Source organism: Arthrobacter gengyunqii, from assembly GCF_023022985.1.
Classification (GTDB): domain Bacteria; phylum Actinomycetota; class Actinomycetes; order Actinomycetales; family Micrococcaceae; genus Arthrobacter_B; species Arthrobacter_B gengyunqii.
This window is the reverse complement of sequence record NZ_CP095461.1, coordinates 2,163,687-2,185,004: the sequence shown is the minus strand read 5'-3', so window position 1 is coordinate 2,185,004 and position 21,318 is coordinate 2,163,687. Positions and strand designations below refer to the sequence as shown.

The window sequence follows — 21,318 nt, the reverse complement described above, 5'->3', positions numbered from 1 at the left end:
TCCTTTTTGGCAGGCGTTCCGGGTCCGCTTGGGCGGCCGTAACAGTCCCCGTCACAGTCGGTGGGCGGGCCGGCTGCTGTGATAACTTGAACACGCATTCACTCACCCTTTAAATTCCGTCCTGTGAGGCGGGGAAGGAGGAGGCAGAATATGGACTTGTCCAGCCCGCCGGGCGCATCCGCGCCCGCACGCACCGTTCTGGCTTCAGCTGACATTGACCGCGCGCTTACCCGGATTGCACATGAAATCCTGGAAGCTAACAAAGGCGCCGCAGATCTCGTCTTGATGGGGATACCGCGCCGGGGCTACCCGCTCGCCCGCCGGCTCGCCGCGAGAATCGCCGCCGCGGATCCGTCAGTGGATCCCGCCGCCATCGTGGGCCAGCTCGACGTCACCATGTTCCGTGACGATCTGGCCCGCCAACCCACCCGCACCCCGCACGCCACCGAAGTTCCGCTCTCCGGAATCGATGACAAAGTGGTGGTCCTGGTGGACGATGTGCTCTACTCCGGGCGCACCATCCGCGCCGCGCTGGACGCCCTCACGGATCTCGGAAGGCCCCGCATTGTCCGGCTCGCCGTCCTGGTGGACCGGGGCCACCGTGAACTGCCCATCCGGGCGGACCATGTCGGCAAGAACCTGCCCACTGCCTCCACCGAAAAAGTCCGGGTGCATTTGCAGGAAACCGATTCCCCGGCCGTGGACGAAGTGGTCATCGAGGGCACCCTGTGAAGCACCTGCTCTCCACCCGGGACCTCAGTCGCACAGATGCACTGGCCATCCTGGACACCGCCGAACAAATGGCGGCTGTCTCCCAGCGCGAGGTCAAGAAATTGCCCGTGCTGCGCGGACGCACGGTGGTGAACCTCTTCTTCGAAGATTCCACCCGCACCCGCATCTCCTTTGAAGCCGCTGCCAAGCGTCTGTCCGCCGACGTCATTAACTTTTCCGCCAAGGGGTCCTCGGTCTCCAAGGGCGAATCCCTCAAGGACACGGCGCAAACCCTCGCCGCCATCGGTGCCGACGCCGTGGTCATCCGCCACGGCTCTTCGGGGGCACCCGCCCGGCTGGCAAGCTCCGGATGGATCAACGCAGCCGTCCTGAATGCCGGCGACGGCACGCATGAACATCCCACTCAGGCCCTGCTGGACGCGTTCACCATGCGCCGGCACTGGGCGCGGCTGCACGGCACGGCCTCCACCGGAACCGACCTCACCGGCATGCATGTGGTGATCGTGGGTGACGTCCTCCATTCCCGGGTGGCCCGCTCCGATCTTTGGCTGCTGCGGACCCTGGGCGCAACAGTCACACTCGTGGCCCCGCCCACCCTGCTGCCGTTCGGCGTCGAATCCTGGCCGTGCGAGGTCAGCTACGACCTGGACGCGGCCCTGGAAACCCGGCCCGACGCCGTCATGATGCTGCGCGTGCAGGGCGAACGGATGAACTCGGCGTTCTTCCCCTCCGTCCGGGAGTATTCACGGCGCTGGGGTTTCGACGACGTCCGCCTCCGCAGGCTGGACACCCTCGGCCTCGAGGACACCATCCTGCTGCATCCGGGCCCGATGAACCGCGGCCTGGAAATTTCCTCCCGTGCGGCCGACTCGCCCCGGGCCACCATCCTTGAGCAGGTCAGCAACGGCGTGTCCGTCCGCATGGCTTCCCTCTACCTTCTGCTGGCAGGCGGGAACACCCCTGCCGCCACCGCCACCCTGGAGAACGCACAGTGACATCTGTCCCCACCCCCGCCGAACCTTCGGCCCCTGGAACCTATCTGATCCGCAACGCCTCGCTCCTGGGGCGCGAAACCGCAGACATCCTGATGTCCGGCGGCCTGATCACCGCCGTCGGGTCCGCCCTCGAAGCGCCGGAGGACGCCGTCGTCATCGACGCTGCGGGCCTGATTGCTCTGCCGGGCATGGTGGATCTGCACACCCATCTGCGCGAGCCTGGCCGTGAAGATGCCGAAACCGTGGAAACCGGCACCCGCGCCGCAGCACTGGGCGGTTTCACCTCAGTCCACGCCATGGCCAACTCCAATCCGGTGGCGGACACCGCCGGGGTGGTGGAGCAGGTCTGGAGCCTGGGCCGCCGGTCCGGTTGGGTGGACGTCCGCCCGGTGGGCGCCGTGACCGTGGGCCTGGAGGGGGAGCGCCTGGCCGAACTGGGCGCCATGGCTGATTCCCGCGCCCGCGTCCGCGTCTTTTCCGACGACGGCAAATGCGTCTCGGATCCGGTGCTAATGCGCCGCGCCCTGGAATACGTGAAGGCGTTCGACGGCGTCATCGCCCAGCATGCGCAGGAGCCCCGCCTCACCGAGGGCGCCCAGATGAACGAGGGCGACGTCAGCGCCGTCCTGGGGCTGGCCGGCTGGCCCGCCGTAGCGGAGGAGTCCATCATTGCCCGCGACGTCCTGCTGGCCCGGCACACCGGTTCCCGGCTGCACGTCTGCCATGTGTCCACCGCAGGTTCCGTGGAGATCATCCGCTGGGCCAAGGAACGCGGCATCAACGTCACCGCCGAAGCCACCCCGCACCACCTGCTGCTCACCGACGACCTGGTCCGCAGCTATGACCCGGTGTACAAGGTCAATCCGCCGCTGCGCACTGCGGCCGACGTCGAGGCGCTGCGCCGGGGACTGGCTGACGGGACCATCGACATTGTCGGCACCGACCACGCCCCGCACCCCTCCGAGCACAAGGAATGCGAGTGGGCGCAGGCCGCCATGGGCATGACCGGACTGGAAACCGCGCTCTCCGTGGTCCAGCACGCCATGATCGAGACCGGACTGATGGACTGGGAGGGCTTTGCCCGCGTGACTTCCATCACTCCGGCTGCCATCGGCGGCGTGCAAACCCAGGGACGTCCGCTGGCAGCGGGGGAACCGGCCAACGTCATATTGGTGGACCCGTCTGCGCGACGCACCGTGGACCCTTCTAAGATGGCTTCAAAGGGACGCAACTCACCGTTTGCCGGGCTGGAACTGCCGGGCGTTGTGCAGGCAACCTTCTTTGCCGGCCACCCCACGGTCCTTGATGCCGTCCTGAACACACCTCACCCCGTTTCCGCAGAGGAGTCCGCATGGATCGCGTGATATTTGGCCTGGGCACCCTTGCCCTGATCCTGGTGCTTCTGGGTCTTTTCGCCTGGAGCTGGCGCGGACGCCAGCAGCGCCAGCAGAACGTGCAGCGGCCGGTGCCGATGCCCGACGGCCTTGAAGTGCCGCGGTACCAGGCCCTGGGCCAGTATGTCTGCACCACCACGGCAGGGGACTGGCTGGACCGGATCGCCGTCTACGGCCTGGGCGTGAAGTCCAACGCCACCGCCGCCGTCTTCGATGAAGGCGTGCTGCTGGTGCGCAGCGGCGCTCCCGACGTGTGGATTCCCCGCGGGGACCTCGAAGGGGTCCGCCTGGAACGGGGCATGGCCGGGAAATTCGTGGAAAAGGAAGGCCTGGTCATCATCACCTGGAAGCTGGGATCCGCCTCTGTGGACACCGGCTTCCGCAACCGCACCCCCGAAGAGAAGACACCGCTGGTATCAGCCATTACCGAAATCCTGCCGGCCGAGCCGTCAGAAACAAGCGAGGAACAACTGTGACCGTCTCCAACACCTCCGCCTCCACCGCAGCTGTCCTGATGCTTGAAGACGGCCGCACCTTCCGCGGCCGCAGCTACGGCGCCTCGGGAACCGCCCTGGGCGAGGCCGTCTTCGCCACCGGCATGACCGGTTACCAGGAAACCATCACCGATCCGTCCTACGCCCGCCAGCTCGTGGTGCAGACCGCGCCGCACATCGGCAACACCGGAGTGAACACCGACGACGCCGAATCCCGGCGCATCTGGGTGGCCGGCTACATTGTGCGCGACGCCGCCCGCCGCCCGTCCAACTGGCGCTCCGAACGGACACTGGACGAGGAACTGAGCGTGCAGGGCGTCGTCGGCATCTCCGGCGTGGACACCCGCGCCGTGACCCGCCACCTGCGCGAGCGCGGCGCCATGAAGGCCGGCATCTTCTCCGGCGCCGACGCCGACCGCCCGGACTCCGAACTGCTCGCCGACGTCCTGGCGCAGGAATCCATGGCCGGCGCCCGCCTCGCCGAAGAAGTCAGCGTGGAAGCCTCCTACGTCATCGAGCCCGAGGACCACGGCTGGCAGGGGGAGCCCCGCTTCACCGTGGCCGCCCTGGACCTGGGCATCAAGTCCATGACCCCGGTCCGCTTCGCCGAGCGCGGCGTGCGCGTGCATGTGCTCCCCGCCTCCGCCACGCTGGCGGATGTCACCGCCCTGAATCCCGACGGCGTGTTCATGTCCAACGGGCCGGGCGACCCGGCCACCGCCGACGTGCAGGTGGAGCTGCTGCGGAACGTGCTGGACGCCGGCCTTCCGTTCTTCGGCATCTGCTTCGGCAACCAGATCCTGGGCCGAGCCCTGGGCTTCGGCACCTACAAGCTGCGCTACGGCCACCGCGGGATCAACCAGCCGGTCCTGGACCGCCGCACCGGCAAGGTGGAAATCACCAGCCAGAACCACGGGTTCGCCGTCGATGCACCGCTGGACGGTCCCGTCACGGCCCCTGAAGCCCGGTTCGGCAAGGTTGAAGTCAGCCACGTCTCCCTGAACGACGACGTCGTCGAAGGCCTCGCCTGCCTGGACATCCCGGCCTTCTCGGTCCAGTACCACCCCGAAGCCGCCGCCGGTCCGCATGACTCGGCGTACCTGTTTGACCGTTTCGTGGACCTCATGGCCGCCGACAAGGCCGGCACCAGCAAGAGCAAGGAAAGCATCTAATGCCCCGCAGAACCGACCTCAAGTCCGTCCTGGTCATCGGCTCCGGGCCGATCGTCATCGGCCAGGCCGCGGAATTCGACTACTCCGGCACCCAGGCCCTGCGCGTGCTGAAGGAGGAGGGCCTGCGGGTCATCCTGGTGAACTCCAATCCGGCCACCATCATGACCGACCCGGAGTTTGCCGACGCCACCTACGTGGAACCCATCACCCCGGAGGTGGTGGAAAAGATCATCGCCAAGGAACGCCCCGACGCCATCCTGCCCACTCTGGGCGGGCAGACCGCGCTGAACACCGCCATTGCCCTGGACAAGAACGGTGTCCTGGAGAAGTACAACGTGGAGCTGATCGGTGCCAACATCGCCGCCATCGAACTCGGTGAAGACCGGGAGAAGTTCAAGGGCGTCGTGGAACGCTGCGGCGCCGAGTCGGCCGACTCGATCATCGTCCACAGCCTGGATGAAGCCTTCGCCGCAGCGGACAAGCTCGGCTATCCCATGGTGGTCCGGCCTTCCTTCACCATGGGCGGCCTGGGGTCCGGCCTGGCCTACAACGCGGAAGACCTGCGCCGCATCGCCGGTGCCGGCATCCAGTACAGCCCGACCTCCGAGGTGTTGCTCGAAGAGAGCATCCTCGGCTGGAAGGAATATGAGCTGGAGATGATGCGGGACAAGAACGACAACGTGGTGGTTGTCTGCTCGATCGAGAACTTTGATCCGGTGGGCGTGCACACCGGCGACTCCATTACGGTGGCCCCGGCCATGACGCTGACCGACCGTGAGTACCAGAAGCTGCGTGACATCGCGATCGCGGTGATCCGCGAGGTGGGCGTGGACACCGGCGGCTGCAACATCCAGTTCGCCATCGAACCGGACACCGGCCGCGTCGTCGTCATTGAAATGAACCCGCGCGTCTCCCGTTCCTCCGCTTTGGCTTCCAAGGCCACCGGCTTCGCCATCGCCAAGATCGCCACCAAGCTCTCCCTCGGCTACACCCTGGACGAGATCCCGAACGACATCACGAAGAAGACCCCGGCGTCGTTCGAACCCACCCTGGACTACGTGGTGGTGAAGGTTCCGCGTTTCGCGTTCGAGAAGTTCCCGGCCGCGGATCCCACCCTGACCACCACCATGAAGTCAGTGGGCGAGGCCATGGCCATTGGCCGCAACTTCACCGAGGCCCTGCAGAAGGCGCTGCGCTCCCTGGAGCAGAAGGGCGCCTCGCTGTCCTTCGCCCCGGTGTCCGCCGACGCCGTGCCCGGGCTCATCGAAGCCGCCAAGCGGCCCACCACGGACCGGCTCAAGCAGGTCCAGCAGGCGCTGCTCGGCGGTGCCGCGGTGGAGGACCTTTACGAAGCCACGGGCATCGATCCCTGGTACCTGGACCAGCTTCAGCTGATCAACGAGGTGGCAGCGGAAATTTCCGGCGCCGGCACCGTCAACGAGGAGATCCTGCGCCTGGCCAAGCGGCACGGGTTCTCCGACGAGCAGATCGGCGCCCTGACCAACACTCCCGAGGCGGTCATCCGCGGTGTCCGGCACGCGCTGAACATCCGTCCGGTCTACAAGACTGTGGACACCTGCGCGGCCGAGTTCGCCGCCTACACCCCGTACCACTACTCCTCCTATGACGAAGAGGATGAGGTGGCGCAGCACGAAAAGCCGTCCATCATCATCCTGGGTTCCGGGCCCAACCGGATTGGGCAGGGCATCGAGTTTGACTACTCCTGCGTGCACGCCACCATGGCCCTGCGCGAAGCCGGCCATGAAACGGTCATGATCAACTGCAACCCGGAGACGGTGTCCACGGACTATGACATCTCCGACCGCCTGTACTTCGAGCCGCTGACGCTCGAGGACGTCCTGGAGGTCATTGCCGCCGAGCAGCGCACCGGGGGAGTGCTGGGCGTGTTTGTCCAGCTCGGCGGGCAGACGCCGCTGAAGCTGGCGCAGTCCCTGGCCGATGCGGGCGTGCCGATCCTGGGCACCTCTCCGGAAGCGATTGACCTGGCCGAACACCGCGGCGCCTTCCAGCATGTGCTGGACGAGGGCGGCCTCATCGCCCCGAAGAACGGCACCGCCGTGTCCTTCGACGACGCGCAGAAGATCGCCGACGAGATTGGCTACCCCGTGCTGGTCCGCCCGTCCTACGTCCTGGGCGGACGCGGCATGGAGATCGTCTATGACGAGGCGAACCTCTCGCGCTACATCGCCAATGCCACGGAAATCACCCCGGACCACCCCGTGCTGGTGGACCGGTTCCTGGAAGACGCCATCGAGATCGACGTCGACGCCCTCTTCGACGGCACCGACCTCTACGTGGGCGGCATCATGGAACACATCGAAGAGGCCGGCATCCATTCCGGCGACTCCGCCTGTGTCCTGCCGCCCATCACCCTGGGCACCGACGTCGTCGACCGCGTCCGTGAAGCCACCCGGATCATTGCCGCCGGCGTGGGCGTGCGGGGCCTGATCAACATCCAGTTCGCTCTCGCATCGGACGTCCTCTACGTCATCGAAGCGAACCCGCGGGCCTCCCGGACCGTGCCGTTTGTCTCCAAGGCCACCGGCGTGCAGCTGGCCAAGGCCGCTGCCCTGATCGGCACCGGCCACACCATCGCCGACCTGCGGGCGGCCGGCAAGCTGTTCGCCGTCGGCGACGGATCAGTGCTGCCGCTGGACGCTCCGGTGGCCGTAAAGGAAGCAGTCCTGCCCTTCAGCCGCTTCCGGACCCCCGAGGGCACCGTGGTGGATTCCCTGCTCGGCCCGGAGATGCGCTCCACGGGTGAGGTCATGGGCATCGACAAGTATTTCGACACGGCCTTCGCCAAGTCCCAGGCGGCCGCCAACTCGGCACTGCCCACGGAGGGCAAGATCTTTGTCTCCGTGGCGAACCGGGACAAGCGGTCCATCATCATGCCGGTGAAGCTGATGGTGGACCTCGGGTTCGAGATCCTGTCCACCGGCGGCACCGCCGAGGTCCTGCGCCGCAATGGCATCACTGCCACCACTGTGCGTAAGGTCAGCGAAGGCGCCGGACCCAACGGTGAGGGAACGGTAGCGGATCTGATCACCGCCGGCGAGATCAACCTGGTGGTCAACACGCCCTCCGGCGGCCAGGCCCGCGGCGACGGCTACGAGATCCGCGCCGCCGCCACCTCCATCGGCTGCCCGGTGGTCACCACGGTGTCTGAATTCGGTGCCGCCGTGCAGGCCATTGAGGCGATGCGCTCCTACGAATGGGATGTCACCTCGCTGCAGGAACACGCCGCCAAGCTCAAAGCTTCGTCGGGTGTCTGAGCAGCCGCCTGTGGCGATGCCCGATACGGTGCGCCGGTCTTTCGGGGCGCGCCTGCAGCTGGCCATGGACACCCGCGGCCAGCTCTGCGTCGGCATTGACCCCCATCCGGCCCTGCTGGCGGCCTGGGGACTGAACGACGACGCCGCCGCGCTGGAGCGCTTCTCCCTCACCGTCCTGGAGGCGGTGGGGGAGCAGGCCGCGGCTGTGAAGCCGCAGGTGGCACTCTTTGAACGGCACGGATCCGCCGGCCTGGCCGCACTGGAACGGGTGCTGGCCGCCTGCTCCGAGGCGGGAGTGCTCAGCATTGCCGATGCCAAGCGCGGGGACATCGGCTCCACCATGGCTGCGTACGCGGACGCCTGGCTGCGGGACGGGTCGGCCCTGGCGGCGGATGCGCTCACCGTCAGCCCGTACCTAGGGTTCGAGTCGCTGCGCCCCGCGCTTGACCTGGCGCAGGCCTCCGGACGCGGCGTGTTTGTCCTGGGACTGACCTCCAACCCCGAAGGTGCCTCGGTGCAGCATGTGGGCGGGGACCATTCCGTGGCGGCACGGATCGTGGACGCGGCGGCGGCTGAAAACAGCCGCGAGCTGGGGCGGGCGGCTGCTGCCGGCAGCGGCAGCCTGCCGCTGGGCTCCACCGGGCTGGTCATCGGCGCGACGGTGGGAACGGCGCTGACCGAGCTGGGGATCCATTTGGCTGCCGCCCACACACCGATCCTGGCCCCGGGCCTGGGAGCGCAGGGTGCCACCGGGGCTGACCTGCGGACCACCTTCGGTGCTGCTTATCCCACCGTGCTGGCAACCTCCAGCCGGGACATCCTGAAAGCGGGTCCGTCCAGGGATGCTTTGCGGGACGCCGCCGGGCAGACACTGGCGGGGCTGGCCGGCTAAGGATCGGGTAGTGCGGCGCATTGCAATTACGGTTCGGTTACGGATAGGTTCGTTCCGTACCCCCATACACCAGCACCGCCCCAGCACCGCAGCTGCGTAACGTGTAGCCGTGCCGGGCCAGTCCTTGCCCGGGAGGGTCTTTTGAACCTCAAACCACTGACAGACGATGAACGAACCAAGGCCAGGGAGAAGGCGACAGCCGCCAGGTCCGTTCGAGCCGACATCAAAGCCAAGATCAAGACCGGTGAAATGTCCGTCGAAGAGGTCATTTTGTCCCGCTCTTCCGAGGAAGCAGTGGGACGTTTGAAGGTCATGGACCTGCTCCGTGCCCTGCCTGGCGTCGGAGAGCGCCGCGCAGCTGGAATAATGGCTACCGTGGGCATCGCCCCGACCCGGAGGGTTCGCGGTCTGGGCGTCCACCAGCGCAAGGCGCTGATAGAACTTTTGGCATCCGACTAGGCCGCTTTCGCTGCGGCCGCACCGTCGGGGCCGAACCATCACGAGAGTAAAGAAGGTCCTCAGTGTCGCAACCGCGGCTGACAGTTCTTGCAGGTCCAACCGCAGTTGGCAAAGGCACGGTCTCCACGTTCATCCGGGACAACTACCCGGAAGTCTGGCTGTCCGTTTCAGCCACCACGCGTGCTCCGCGCCCGGGAGAGGAAAACGGCGTCCACTATTTCTTCGTCTCCGCCGAAGAGTTCGATTCCCTGGTGGAAAAGGGCGAAATGCTGGAGTGGGCCGTGGTTCACGGCCGCAACCGTTACGGCACGCTGCGCAGCACGGTAGAGTCGGCCATGGCCGAGGGCCGGTCCGTGCTCCTGGAAATTGATTTGCAGGGTGCACGGCAGGTCAAGAAGTCCATGCCGGAGGCAAATTTCGTGTTCCTTGCGCCGCCGTCGTGGGATGAAATGGTCCGCCGACTGGTGGGGCGCGGCACCGAAACACCCGAAGAGCAGCAGCAACGGCTGGAAACCGCTAAACTGGAGCTTGCTGCCGAGCCCGAGTTCGATCACACCGTGGTAAATGATGACGTCCAGCGGGCAGCAGCTGAGCTTGTATCACTCATGGGAATCAGTCCGCGCCCGCGCTGACGTACCGCTATATCCCGTATCAAGAATTTTGGAGAATCTGTGTCTACTGTGTCTGAAGGCATCATCAACCCGCCGATCGACGACCTGCTGAACGTAGCCGACTCGAAGTACGCCCTGGTCATTTACGGCGCCAAGCGCGCACGCCAGATCAATGCCTACTACTCGCAGCTGCACGAAGGCCTGTTCGAGTACGTTGGCCCGCTCGTGGAAACCAAGCTGAACGAGAAGCCGCTGTCCATCGCCCTGCGCGAAATCAACGAGGGCATGCTCGTCAGCCGCCCCGTGGAATCCGCCGAATAATTCGCCGGAAAACATCGTAAAAGCTGACCCGCGCGGTCAGGGTCAGGAGCAGCAGCGGTGCGCATAGTTTTGGGTGTGGGAGGCGGAATCGCCGCCTACAAGTCCGCGTCGCTGCTGCGTCTTTTCACTGAGGCCGGACATAACGTCTCGGTGATTCCCACGGAAGCCTCCACGAAGTTCGTGGGAGTTGCCACTTGGGAAGCACTGTCCGGCAACACTGTCTCCGGTTCGGTGTTCGACGAGGTGGAGAAGGTCAATCACGTCCGGCTCGGCCACGAGGCGGACCTCATCGTGGTGGCTCCCGCCACTGCGGACCTGCTGGCCCGTGCCGCAACAGGACAGGCCAACGACCTGCTGACCAACACTTTGCTCATGGCCCGGGGGCCGGTTCTCTTTGCTCCCGCCATGCACACGGAAATGTGGTCCCATCCGGCCACCCGTGCCAACGTCGACACCCTGCGCAGCAGGGGAGTGCTGGTGATGGAGCCCGGTGTGGGCCGCCTGACCGGCACGGATTCCGGCGCCGGCCGGCTTCCCGACCCCGAAGACATCTTTGCCGCGGCCATGGCTGCGGCTACACCGCCGGCGTCCTCCATCCTCCGGACCGACGCCGAGGCTGACCGGCCGGGCCCCCTGCACGGCAAAACCGTCACGGTCACCGCCGGAGGCACCCGCGAGCCCCTGGACCCCGTTCGGTTCCTGGGTAACCGCTCTTCCGGCAAGCAGGGCGCCGCCCTCGCGCGCGCGGCCCTCGATGCCGGAGCGCACGTCCGCTTCATTGCCGCCCACATGGACATTCCCGCCCCCGAGGGCGTCGAACTCACCCGCGTGGAGACAGCGCTGGAACTCCGTGAGGCCGTGCACGCCGCAGCCCCCGGATCCGATGTGCTGATCATGGCGGCAGCGGTGGCGGACTTCCGTCCGGACACCCACTCCGACACCAAAATCAAAAAGCGCGACGACGGCACAGACCCGGTCATCACCTTGGTCCGCAACCCGGACATCCTGGCCGAAGCCGTGCAGCGGCGCGATGCGGCAACGGGCAGTGGTGCCGTCGGTGATGCCGGTGATGCAGCCCAGCCGTCGCTGATCGTTGGTTTCGCTGCGGAAACCGGTGACGGCAATGCCGACGTGCTGGATTACGGGCGGCAGAAACTGGCACGCAAGGGCTGCGACCTTCTCATTCTCAACCGGGTGGGCACGTCCCTGGTGTTCGGCCAGGACAGCACGGAAGTGACCTTGCTTTCACCGCAGGATTCCGCCGATACCGTCCCGCCCACCTTCACCGGCAGCAAGACGGATGTTGCCCGGCGGATTATCGCCCGCGTGGCGCAGGAACTTGAGACCGTCCTTCCCGTCCGCTGACCGCTGCCCGGCGGGCTTTGCCTGCGCCCCGCCACCCACAGCCGGAAGTTGCCCATTCGGGGACCCGGCCCGGACCCAGTAGAGTAAAAGACGTGACTTTCCCAGATACTTCAGCACTTTCGGCTGCCCGCGACGGGCTGCGACTTTTCACCTCGGAATCCGTCACTGAAGGTCATCCGGACAAAATCTGTGACCAGATCAGTGACGCCATCCTCGACGGCATGCTCAAGGTGGACCCCGAGTCCCGTGTGGCAGTGGAGACATTGGTCACCACCGGACTGGTCCATGTGGCCGGCGAAGTCACCACCGAGGGCTACGTCGAGATCCCGCAGCTCGTCCGCGACACCATCCTCGGCATCGGCTACGACTCCTCCGCCAACGGCTTCGACGGCGCACGCTGCGGCGTCTCCGTTTCCATCGGCCAGCAGTCACCCGAAATCGCCTCGCGGGTGTTCAACTCAGTGGAGAACCGCTCCGGCAACACGGCTGATCCCCTCGACGCGCAGGGTGCCGGCGACCAGGGCATCATGTTCGGGTACGCCTCGGATGAGACAGCCGTCTTCATGCCCACGCCCATCTGGCTGGCACACCGGCTCTCCGAACGCCTCACGGCCGTCCGCAAGGACGGAACCCTGGGCTACCTCCGCCCGGACGGCAAGACCCAGGTCACCATCGGATACGACGGTGACCGCCCGGTTTCCGTGGACTCGGTGGTCATCTCCTCCCAGCACGCCGTCGACGTCGAACTCGAACAGCTGCGCGCTGACCTGTCCACCCACGTCATCAAGCCGGTGCTGGCCGGCACTGATCTGGACACCTCCCGGGTCAAGCACATCGTCAACCCCGGCGGCACGTTTGTCATCGGCGGTCCGGTGGGCGACGCCGGCCTGACCGGCCGGAAAATCATCGTGGACACCTACGGCGGATTCGCCCGCCACGGCGGCGGCGCCTTCAGCGGCAAGGACCCGTCCAAGGTGGACCGCTCAGCGGCCTACGCCATGCGCTGGGTGGCTAAGAACGTTGTTGCCGCCGGTCTGGCCCGCCGTGCGGAGATCCAGGTTGCCTACGCCATCGGCATGGCCCATCCCGTGGGAATCTACGTGGAAACCTTCGGAACCGAGACCGTGGATCCGGCCCGCATTGCCGACGCCATCCAGGAAGTCTTCGACCTGCGGCCGCTGGGCATCATCAACGCCCTGGACCTGAAGCGCCCGATCTACCAGAAGACCGCCGCCAACGGCCACTTCGGCCGTGAAGACGACGAATTCACCTGGGAGCGCAAGGACAAGGTCGGGGACCTCCGCAGCTACTTCAACGCCTAAGCGGACCGATGTCCCGCGAACCGGACAGTGACAACGGGCAGCTGTCCCTGCTGCACGGCTTCGTGTCGCCGGCCCGAAGCCTGGGGACGCAGCCGGCGGCTCCTGCCCTGCCGGTAGCGCGGGTGCTGCTGGATTCGCCGCTGCCGCATCTGGACCGTCCGTTCGACTATCTGGTGCCTGCGGACCTCGACGCTGACGCCGTTCCCGGTGCCCGGGTCAAGGTGCGGTTCGGCGGCCAGGAACTGGCCGGCTTCATCACGGAGCGCACGGCGGAGGCAGATACTTCGGCCCGGCTGGTTCCGCTGGGCAAAGTCGTTTCGCCGCAGCCGGTCCTGGCGCCGCAGATCCTGCGTCTGGCCGAGGCGGTGGCGGCCCGTTACTCCGGCACCGTCCATGACGTGCTCCGGGTGGCCATCCCGCCGAGGGCGGCACGGGTGGACAAGGAATTCACTGTGCAGGCCCGGGAAGCGGACGTGCCGGAGGAGGAAACCCTCGAGGGCCCTGAAGGGTTGGGTCCCAACCCCTGGGTGCGGTATCCGCACGGCCCGCGGTTCCTGACACATCTGGCCGCCGGGCACAGTCCGCGCGCTGTGCTCTCCTCGCTGGGCGGGTTTGGGCCCGGAGCCTGGCCGGAGGAAATCGCCGCCGCCGTTCACTCCACCGTCCTGTCCGGACGCGGCGCCGTCGTCGTTGTTCCCGATGCCAAGGACCTGACACGCGTTGGCGAAGCGCTGGCCGCCCGCATCGGGACTGATGCCTTTGTGCGGCTGACTGCGGATGACGGGGCCACGCCCCGGTACCGCTCGTTCCTGAAAATCCTGCACGGGGACGCGCAGGTCGTCATCGGCACCCGCTCCGCTGCCTATGCACCGGTGCGCAATCTGGGGCTGGCGGTGCTCTGGGATGATGCCGATGATCTCCACGCCGAACAGCGGGCCCCCTACCAGCATGTGAGGGATGTCCTGCTGCTGCGTTCCGCCGAGGAGAACTCAGCGCTCCTGCTGGCCTCCCATTCGCGCAGCACCGAAGCACAGCGGCTCGTGGCCAGCGGCTGGGCCGCGAGCATCACCGCCGAACGCAGCACCGTTCGAGCCCTGGCCCCGCGCGTGGTCAGCACCGTGGACTCCTTCAACATGGAACGCGATCCGCTGGCGGCCCGCGCCCGGATTCCCCACGCGGCCTGGAAGGCCGCGCAGGAGGGCCTGGCCCGCGGTCCGGTGCTGGTGCAGGTGGCCCGCAGCGGATTCTCTCCCGCGCTCTCCTGCCAGGAATGCCGGGAGCCGGCACGCTGCCGTGCCTGCTCCGGCCCGTTGGGGCTGGCCAGCCGCAACGGCATTCCGTCGTGCCGCTGGTGCGGGCGGCCCGAACCGGTCTGGAGCTGCGGCAACTGCGGAGGAACCCAGCTGCGCGGATCTGCCGCGGGCGCGGGTCGCACCGCCGAAGAACTGGGCCGGGCCTTTCCCTCCGTCACTGTCATTTCTTCGGCCGGAGACCATGTGCGGGCCGAGGTGCCCGACGCTCCCGCACTGGTGGTGGCGACGCCGGGAGCCGAGCCGGTGGCGGCCGCCGGCTATGCCGCGGCCATCCTGCTGGACGGCAACGCCATGATGTCGCGGGAATCGCTGCGGGCGGGGGAGGAGACGCTGCGCCGCTGGTTCAGCGCCGCAGCCCTGGTCCGTCCTGCGGGAGACAAGGGCCTGGTGGTGGTCACCGCCGATGACACCACCACCGTGGGCCACCTGCTGCGCTGGGATCCGGCCGGAGCCGCTGAACGCGAGCTGGAGCTGCGCCGGGAGCTGGGCCTGCCTCCCGCCGTGCGGTACGCCGAGCTCACCGGATCCCGTGAGGCTCTCACGGCTTTTGTTCCCCGCCTGGACCTGCCGGCGGAAACCCGGCTGGTGGGGCCGGCGCCGCTGGAGGACCCGCCGGGACCGGCCCCGGTCCACCGAGATGGCCAGCTGGGCGGCTCCGGCGGACGGTACCGCACGCTGCTGTTCTTCTCCTACGCCGCGGCGCCCTCCGTGACCGCGGCCCTGCGGGCCACCAAGGCCGCAGTGTCAGCCAAGCGCACCGGGGATCCGGTGTACGTGCGGGTGGACGGCACCGACGTCCTCTAACCGGAGTCGTACCGGACGGGGATCTTCCGCCGCCGGCGGTCTGGATCGACCGGCAGCAGGACATTAAGGACGCCGCAGGTGTAATGCGCGCTGATGGCTGAGGCCCTGATGTCATCGCCCAGCAGGATGTGCCGTTCAATCAGGCCGCGGCGGCGGTCCCGGACCAGCCACTTCGCTCCGGGAAAATCCCCGAGGGTACGGTGACCCCGAAGGGTGAGGAGCTGTCCTTCCACATCGAGGGTCAGCGAGCCGGGGTCCAGCCCCGGAAGGTCGGCGTGCAGGATGTAGTGGTCATCTTCGCGGTACAGATCCACCGCCATTCCCGCTTCCGTTTCCCCCAGCGGATCGCCCCGCCCCACCATGCCCATCAACTCCCTCACGGTGCCTTTTTGCCCACACCGGCCACCAGCTGCTGCCGGAATATCAGTAGTTTAGGACGGGGGAAGGCGCGTAAAAAAATCGGCGCTGTGTCTTCCCCGTGCCTTCCCCGTGCTGACGCCTCAGGCTGTGCGGCGGCGCAGCGTGACGGCGCCCAGGACAACAAAGACAACCGCGAAGGCAGCCAGGATGCCGATCTCACGGAGGATCTCGGCCGTGGAACCGCTGCCGTCGGCGACAAGGTTCAGCGCCTCCACGGCGTGGGACAGCGGAAGCCAGTCGGACACCGCTTCCAGGACCGCCGGCATCCGGTCCCGGGGGATGAAGATGCCGCCCAGCAGGATCTGGGGAAACACCAGGGCGGGCATGAATTGGATGACCTGAAACTCGGTGCCGGCGAACGCGCTGACGAACAGGCCCAGGGTGGCACCGAGCACCGCATCGGCCACAGCCACCGTGACCAGCAGCCAGAGGCTTCCTTCGACGTCGAGCCCGCAGACCCAGACGGCGAAGGCCGAGGCAATCAGGGATTGGACCATGCCCAGCAGCCCGAAAGCGAGCGTGTAGCCGGCAATGAAATCGAACTTCCCCAGCGGCAGCGTCATCAGGCGCTCCAACGTGCCGGAACGGCGTTCCCGCAGGGTCGTGATGCTGGTAACCAGAAACATGACCATGAAGGGGAACAGCCCCAGCAGTGCCGGTCCCAGGTCGCCAAACACGCCGGTGTCCTGGAAAATCCAGGCCAACAGGCCGATCAGCAGGCTCGGCACCAGCAGCAGCAGGACCACGGTCCGGGGATCATGCCGGATCTGCGTCAGTACCCGTGCCGCCGTGGCCAGCGCCAGGGGCGGATTCATGCCGCGCCCAGCAAGGTAAGGAAAGCGCTGTCGGCATCGGGGGCGCCGGTGCGTTCCAGCAGCTCCGCCGGCGTCAGATCGGCCAGCAGACGCCCCTCATGCAGCAGCAGGATCCGGCCGCACCGATTGGCCTCGTCCATCACATGGCTGCTCACCAGGAGGCTCACGCCGCGTGAGGCCAGCGTCGCGAAAAGGTTCCACAGATCCCGCCGCAGGACCGGGTCCAGTCCCACCGTGGGCTCGTCGAGTATCAGCAGCTCCGGGGCGCCCAGCAGGGCCACGGCCAGCGAGACCCGGCGGTGCTGGCCGCCGCTGAGGCTGCCGGCAAGCTGTCCGGCCTGCCCGCCCAGACCGGTTTCCCGGATCACCCGGTCCGTGTCAGTGGCAGGGGCTCCCACGATCCGGGCGAAGTAGCGCAGGTTTTCCAGGACGCTCAGATCGTCATAGACGCCGGCTCCCTGCGCCAGGTAGCCGACTTTGCGGCGCAGTCCCGGACTGCCCGCGGGGGAACCGAGCACCTCAACCGAACCGTCTGTGATCCGCTGGGTACCCACGACAGCCCGCATAAAGGTGGTTTTGCCGCTGCCGCTGGGACCTAAAAGTCCTACGACCTGTCCGCGGGGAACAGTGACGTCCAGGCCGTCCAATGCGGTGGTTCCGCCCCGCCGCACCAGGAGTCCGGCCGCGTGGATGGCTGGAGCGTCTGTTGGCGAACCTGCCGGTGTTGGAGGCGGATCTGTCGGGTTTGGAGGCGGCATGTGGCCGACTCTGCCCCCGGAGCCGGATGCAGTCAACGGGCCGGGCCATCCTGCAGGCATCCGGCGGGAAACCGGAACGCAAACGTGAAAACCGATCCCCAAGATTGGTTGTGCACAACTCAATTGTGGGCTACGTTGGGCGGATGAGTGATTCCCTCCACCGGCAGGTCTGCTTTGCACTGTACGCGGCGTCCCGGGCTGCCACCGCGGTGTACCGGCCGCTGCTGGAGCAACTTGGCCTGACCTATCCCCAGTACCTGGTGCTGACGGTGCTGTGGGAAAACGACGGCGTGACCGTTCGGGACCTCGGACGATCCCTCGAGCTTGATTCGGGCACGCTCTCGCCCCTGCTCAAGCGGCTCGAAGCCGCCGGGATGGTACAGCGCCTCCGTTCGGTTGCCGATGAGCGCCGGGTCGAAGTCCATCTGACGGAGGAAGGCCGCGCCCTGCAGGAGAAAGCCCGGCACCTCCCGCAGCAGGTGGCCCAAGCTGCCGGACTGGAGTCCGGAGAATTGCGCGCACTGCAGGAAACACTCACAAAAGTGACCAAGGCCCTCCGAACAGCGGCACGCTGACCACTGAAATTTCCCTACTCCCACCGGGCCCCCGGGCCCAGCAAAGGAAGGTACGTCCATGACGAACTACCCCCAGACCAGCCGCGAAATCCAGCTCGCTTCCCGCCCCGAAGGCTGGCCCACTGACGAGAATTTCCGCCTCTCCGAAACGGACGTACCCGAGCTGGAGGAGGGACAGGTGCTGGTGCGCAACCTGTACATGTCCGTGGATCCGTACATGCGCGGGCGCATGAATGACGTAAAATCCTACGTTCCTCCCTTCCAGATCGACGCCCCGCTCGACGGCGGTGCCATCGGTGAGGTGGTGGAGTCCCGTTCCGAGGGACACCGGCCCGGCGACAAAGTCCTGCACGGCCTCGGCTGGCGGGACTACGCCGTCCTGGACGGCAAGCGCGCCCGCGTCATCGACACAGAGGCGGCCCCCGCCTCCGCCTACCTGGGCGTGCTGGGCATGACCGGCCTGACGGCATATGCAGGGCTGACCAAGGTTGCAGAGTTCAAGGAAGGCGACGTCGTCTTCGTCTCCGGTGCCGCCGGCGCCGTCGGATCACTGGTGGGCCAGATCGCCAAGGCCATGGGCGCCAAGAAGGTCATCGGCAGCGCAGGATCAGCGGAAAAAGTGCAGCACCTGCTGGACCTGGGCTTCGATGAGGCGTTCAACTACCACGACGGACCCGTCAAGGAGTCACTGAAAAAGGCCGCCGGTGCGGACGGCATCGACGTGTACTTCGACAACGTGGGCGGCGAGCACCTCGAAGCAGCCATTGCGGTGCTGAACAAGTACGGCCGGATTGCCATGTGCGGCGCCATTTCCCAGTACAACGCCACTGACGCACCCACCGGCCCGCGCAACCTCGCCCTTGCCATCGGCAAGGAACTGACGCTGCGCGGTTTCATCGTCGGAAGCTACAACCAGTACGCCGATGAGTTTGCCGGACTGATGTCGGGTTGGCTTCAGGACGGCAAGGTCAGCTACGACGAGACCTTCGTGGACGGACTCGAGAACGCTCCCCGGGCCTTCATCGACCTGATGAAGGGCGCCAACAAGGGCAAAATGATCGTGACACTGCAGGCCTGATCTGCTGCGGTAGCCAAACCCTTGGTGCCAGCGGGAAGGGGCGGGACTTTCGGGTTCCGCCCCTTCCCTGTTTCTGTGCCCGGGACCCGTGCGAGTGAATGAGCCTTGGACTGTCCGGAGCCGCGTGATTCAGGCGGTTGCCGCACTCGGATTAACCTTTTTAGTGGGGAAGTGATCCCTGGAAAGGAGCCCTATGACCGACAACGTCACCACCGGCCTGGCACTGCTGGCCTTCTCCGGTCTGCTCACCGGTCTGTACGTCCTCGTCACCGGCCGGCGGTCCTGGGCCCGGATCCCTGCCGGACGGCGTGGCGGAGCCATCGCGGTGGCCGCATCGGTCGTAACGCTGATCGTGGCCGCCACCCTTGCTCCCACCGCCGAGCTCGAGGATCCTTCGCCGGCCTCTGATCCGGCACCTGCTTCATCGCCGTCGGCTTCGGCAACACCGGCCCCGGTCCGAACACCTGAACCCGAGCCCACCTCCCAGCCGACTCCCGAGGTGACCACCGAGGCGGTGCCCGAACCGGAGCCTGAGCCTGAAGCGGCTGCACCGGCGCCTGCAGCGGCCGGCACCGCCCTGGCCCAGCTGGACACCATCCCGATCAAGGGCCGGGCTCCGAAGACCGGTTACGACCGGGAACTGTTTGGGCCCGCGTGGAAGGACATTGACCGCAACGGCTGCGACCAGCGCAACGATATCCTCCGGCGCGACCTGGAATCGGTGAGCGTCAAGCCGGGGACGAACAATTGTGTTGTCGCCGCCGGCACCCTGCTGGATCCGTTCACGGGGTCTGTGATCAACTTCGTGCGCGGGGAAGGCACTTCCAACGCTGTCCAGATCGACCATGTGGTGGCTCTCTCCGACGCTTGGCAGAAGGGGGCCCAGCAGATGGCACAAAACCAGCGTGAAGCATTCGCCAATGACCCGCTGAATCTTCTCGCCGTGGACGGCCCCGCCAACGGTGCCAAGGGCGACGGTGACGCTGCAACGTGGCTTCCACCGAACAAGGGATTCCGGTGTGAGTACGTGGCCCTTCAGACTGCAGTGAAGGCCAAATACGGGCTGTGGATGACACAGGCTGAATCCGACGCGATCCGCGGGATCCTCACCTCATCGTGCCCAGACCAGCCGGTTCCTGCCGACGGCGGTGTCATCGTCGCACCGGAACCTGCTCCCGCGACAGTGCAGGTCCCCGCAGAAGCCCCCGCACCTGATCCGGCCCCCGCACCTGATCCGGTGCCGGCCGCCCCGGAGGATGTCCACTATGAGAACTGCGATGCCGTGAAGGCTGCCGGTGCTGCACCGATACGGGCAGGAGACCCGGGGTGGCAGTCCAAGTTTGACCGCGACGGCGATGGGGTCGGCTGCGAGAATTGATCGGTTCAGGCAGGTAAGCCGCCGGGCGGACTACCTGCCTGAACGGCCGGCCTGATGCTGCCGGACGGCCTCCTGTGCTGCTTCCACCAGCTGCACGGCAGAGGTGTCCCACGAATACTCCGCGGCGCGCCGCAGTCCGGCCTCCGAGACCTGCCGCCAGCGCTGCGGATCCGCCAGCGTGAGCACTGCATCCGCAAACTCCTTGGGGCTGTCCGGATCCGCCAGCAGGGCTGCCCCGCCCGAAACTTCACGGAAGATCGGAATGTCGCTGGCCACCACGGGCGTTCCCAGCGCCATCGCCTCGATCATCGGCAGCCCGTACCCTTCGGCCCGGGACAGCGTCACCAGTGCGGTGGAGGTGCGCAGCAAGTCCTCGTATTCCTCGTCGCTGACCCCGTTGTGGAACACGACGTCGGTCCCCGGCGGCACGAGTGCTTCGAGCTCACGGCGCCGTTCCGGGGTGATCCGGCTCAGCAGGTGCAGCGTGTAGCCGGGCAGGTGCTCCATGCCGCGGATCACGGTTTCCACGTTTTTGTAGGGCATGAAGGACCCCATGTAGAGCAGGCTCTTGTCCGGGGCTTCATCGGGATCCCGGACAAGGGCACCGGGCTGGGGAGCGTTGCCGACAATGCGGACCGGACGCCGGGTGAGCCGGTGCTGCTGCATGAGCGCGCGGGTGGTGTCGCTGATGGTGGCGACGACGTCGGCCCGGTTCAGCAGCAGCCGCTGCGGCCAGTACGCGAGGTGGTACAGGCGCCACAGTGCCCGCACCGGCAGCGGCAGGAAACCGGGCGGCGTCGGATTCGAATAGTAGATCAGGTCATGCAGGGTCAGGATCAGCGGATACTGTCGTCCCCAGCTGCCCATGGTCTGCATGGGAGACACGACGACGTCGGGGCTGTACCGGTTCACGCGCAGGGCCACCAGGAGCTCGGCGGGGGAGAGCGGGCTGTTGATTTTCACCCAGGGCAGGTCCGGCAGCAGGGCCAGCTGCCGTTCATCGGAAATCAGCATCAGTACAGAAGCGTGCCGGGACACAGCTTCGATCAGGGAGGCGCCGTAGCGGCTGATTCCGTCATGGTGATCGATGCGGGTGAAACGGGCGTCCACGGCTATGCGCAGTG

20 protein-coding genes are annotated in these 21,318 nt (G+C 66.8%); 16 read left to right on the top strand and 4 right to left on the bottom strand.

Annotation, left to right across the window (positions count from 1 at the left end; translation table 11 throughout):
• The first annotated feature begins 150 nt into the window (after positions 1-150).
• The 13 genes from pyrR (at position 151) to MUG94_RS09870 (ending at position 15,170) form a co-directional block, all read left to right on the top strand.
• On the top strand, positions 151-732 hold the full coding sequence (pyrR, locus tag MUG94_RS09930) for a bifunctional pyr operon transcriptional regulator/uracil phosphoribosyltransferase PyrR (protein WP_227890003.1): 582 nt from the start codon (positions 151-153) through the stop codon (positions 730-732).
• Positions 729-1,727 (top strand): aspartate carbamoyltransferase catalytic subunit, encoded by a 999-nt coding sequence (locus MUG94_RS09925; protein ID WP_227907628.1) that lies wholly within the window; start codon positions 729-731, stop codon positions 1,725-1,727. Before pyrR ends, MUG94_RS09925 begins: the two co-directional genes overlap by 4 nt.
• Positions 1,724-3,091 (top strand): dihydroorotase, encoded by a 1,368-nt coding sequence (locus MUG94_RS09920; protein ID WP_227907629.1) that lies wholly within the window; start codon positions 1,724-1,726, stop codon positions 3,089-3,091. The genes MUG94_RS09925 and MUG94_RS09920 overlap by 4 nt, the downstream gene beginning before the upstream one ends.
• A complete protein-coding gene (locus MUG94_RS09915) occupies positions 3,079-3,597 on the top strand; it encodes a PH-like domain-containing protein (RefSeq protein WP_227890000.1) in 519 nt (172 codons plus the stop codon). Before MUG94_RS09920 ends, MUG94_RS09915 begins: the two co-directional genes overlap by 13 nt.
• Positions 3,598-3,635: 38 nt before the next feature.
• Entirely contained in the window at positions 3,636-4,787 is a 1,152-nt protein-coding gene (gene carA / locus MUG94_RS09910) for a glutamine-hydrolyzing carbamoyl-phosphate synthase small subunit (protein ID WP_227907925.1), read from the top strand.
• Positions 4,787-8,083 carry a carbamoyl-phosphate synthase large subunit gene (gene carB / locus MUG94_RS09905; protein WP_227907630.1) on the top strand — a complete coding sequence of 1,099 codons (3,297 nt, stop codon included), beginning with the start codon at positions 4,787-4,789 and terminating at the stop codon, positions 8,081-8,083. Before carA ends, carB begins: the two co-directional genes overlap by 1 nt.
• Before the next feature lie 16 nt (positions 8,084-8,099).
• Entirely contained in the window at positions 8,100-8,975 is an 876-nt protein-coding gene (gene pyrF, locus MUG94_RS09900) for an orotidine-5'-phosphate decarboxylase (RefSeq protein WP_227907926.1), read from the top strand.
• 141 nt (positions 8,976-9,116) lie between these two features.
• On the top strand, positions 9,117-9,434 hold the full coding sequence (gene mihF / locus MUG94_RS09895; RefSeq protein ID WP_227889998.1) for an integration host factor, actinobacterial type: 318 nt from the start codon (positions 9,117-9,119) through the stop codon (positions 9,432-9,434).
• Between the two features lie 62 nt (positions 9,435-9,496).
• Entirely contained in the window at positions 9,497-10,066 is a 570-nt protein-coding gene (gmk, locus tag MUG94_RS09890; protein WP_227889997.1) for a guanylate kinase, read from the top strand.
• Positions 10,067-10,105: 39 nt separating this feature from the next.
• Positions 10,106-10,366: a DNA-directed RNA polymerase subunit omega gene (gene rpoZ / locus MUG94_RS09885; protein ID WP_152217989.1), complete on the top strand. Its 261-nt coding sequence runs from the start codon at positions 10,106-10,108 to the stop codon at positions 10,364-10,366.
• 57 nt (positions 10,367-10,423) lie between these two features.
• Complete coding sequence (coaBC, locus tag MUG94_RS09880; RefSeq protein ID WP_227907631.1) at positions 10,424-11,731, top strand: bifunctional phosphopantothenoylcysteine decarboxylase/phosphopantothenate--cysteine ligase CoaBC; 1,308 nt, start codon at positions 10,424-10,426, stop codon at positions 11,729-11,731.
• Positions 11,732-11,823: 92 nt separating this feature from the next.
• The gene (metK, locus tag MUG94_RS09875; protein WP_227889995.1) at positions 11,824-13,053 is read left to right on the top strand and encodes a methionine adenosyltransferase; all 1,230 of its coding nucleotides are present in this window, start codon (positions 11,824-11,826) and stop codon (positions 13,051-13,053) included.
• An 8-nt stretch (positions 13,054-13,061) separates the two neighbouring features.
• Entirely contained in the window at positions 13,062-15,170 is a 2,109-nt protein-coding gene (locus MUG94_RS09870) for a primosomal protein N' (protein WP_227907632.1), read from the top strand.
• Here MUG94_RS09870 and MUG94_RS09865 read toward each other — a convergent pair.
• The 3 genes from MUG94_RS09865 to MUG94_RS09855 form a co-directional block, all read right to left on the bottom strand.
• A complete protein-coding gene (locus tag MUG94_RS09865) occupies positions 15,167-15,550 on the bottom strand; it encodes an Hsp20/alpha crystallin family protein (RefSeq protein ID WP_227889993.1) in 384 nt (127 codons plus the stop codon). The two genes, MUG94_RS09870 and MUG94_RS09865, sit on opposite strands and share 4 nt — an antisense overlap.
• Positions 15,551-15,670: 120 nt before the next feature.
• On the bottom strand, positions 15,671-16,405 hold the full coding sequence (locus tag MUG94_RS09860; protein ID WP_227907633.1) for an ABC transporter permease: 735 nt from the start codon (positions 16,403-16,405) through the stop codon (positions 15,671-15,673).
• On the bottom strand, positions 16,402-17,163 hold the full coding sequence (locus MUG94_RS09855; RefSeq protein ID WP_227907634.1) for an ABC transporter ATP-binding protein: 762 nt from the start codon (positions 17,161-17,163) through the stop codon (positions 16,402-16,404). Before MUG94_RS09855 ends, MUG94_RS09860 begins: the two co-directional genes overlap by 4 nt.
• A gap of 143 nt (positions 17,164-17,306) precedes the next feature.
• Between MUG94_RS09855 and MUG94_RS09850 the strand changes: the two genes are divergently transcribed.
• The 3 genes from MUG94_RS09850 to MUG94_RS09840 all read left to right on the top strand — a co-directional run bounded on the left by MUG94_RS09850 (position 17,307) and on the right by MUG94_RS09840 (position 20,194).
• Positions 17,307-17,738 carry a MarR family winged helix-turn-helix transcriptional regulator gene (locus MUG94_RS09850; RefSeq protein ID WP_227907635.1) on the top strand — a complete coding sequence of 144 codons (432 nt, stop codon included), beginning with the start codon at positions 17,307-17,309 and terminating at the stop codon, positions 17,736-17,738.
• A 58-nt stretch (positions 17,739-17,796) separates the two neighbouring features.
• Complete coding sequence (locus tag MUG94_RS09845; RefSeq protein WP_227907636.1) at positions 17,797-18,816, top strand: NADP-dependent oxidoreductase; 1,020 nt, start codon at positions 17,797-17,799, stop codon at positions 18,814-18,816.
• A 193-nt stretch (positions 18,817-19,009) separates the two neighbouring features.
• Positions 19,010-20,194 (top strand): GmrSD restriction endonuclease domain-containing protein, encoded by a 1,185-nt coding sequence (locus tag MUG94_RS09840; RefSeq protein WP_227907637.1) that lies wholly within the window; start codon positions 19,010-19,012, stop codon positions 20,192-20,194.
• 30 nt (positions 20,195-20,224) lie between these two features.
• Here MUG94_RS09840 and MUG94_RS09835 read toward each other — a convergent pair whose 3' ends face one another.
• Positions 20,225-21,316, bottom strand: a complete 1,092-nt coding sequence (locus MUG94_RS09835; RefSeq protein ID WP_227907927.1) for a glycosyltransferase family 4 protein — start codon at positions 21,314-21,316, stop codon at positions 20,225-20,227.
• Positions 21,317-21,318 lie beyond the last annotated feature (2 nt).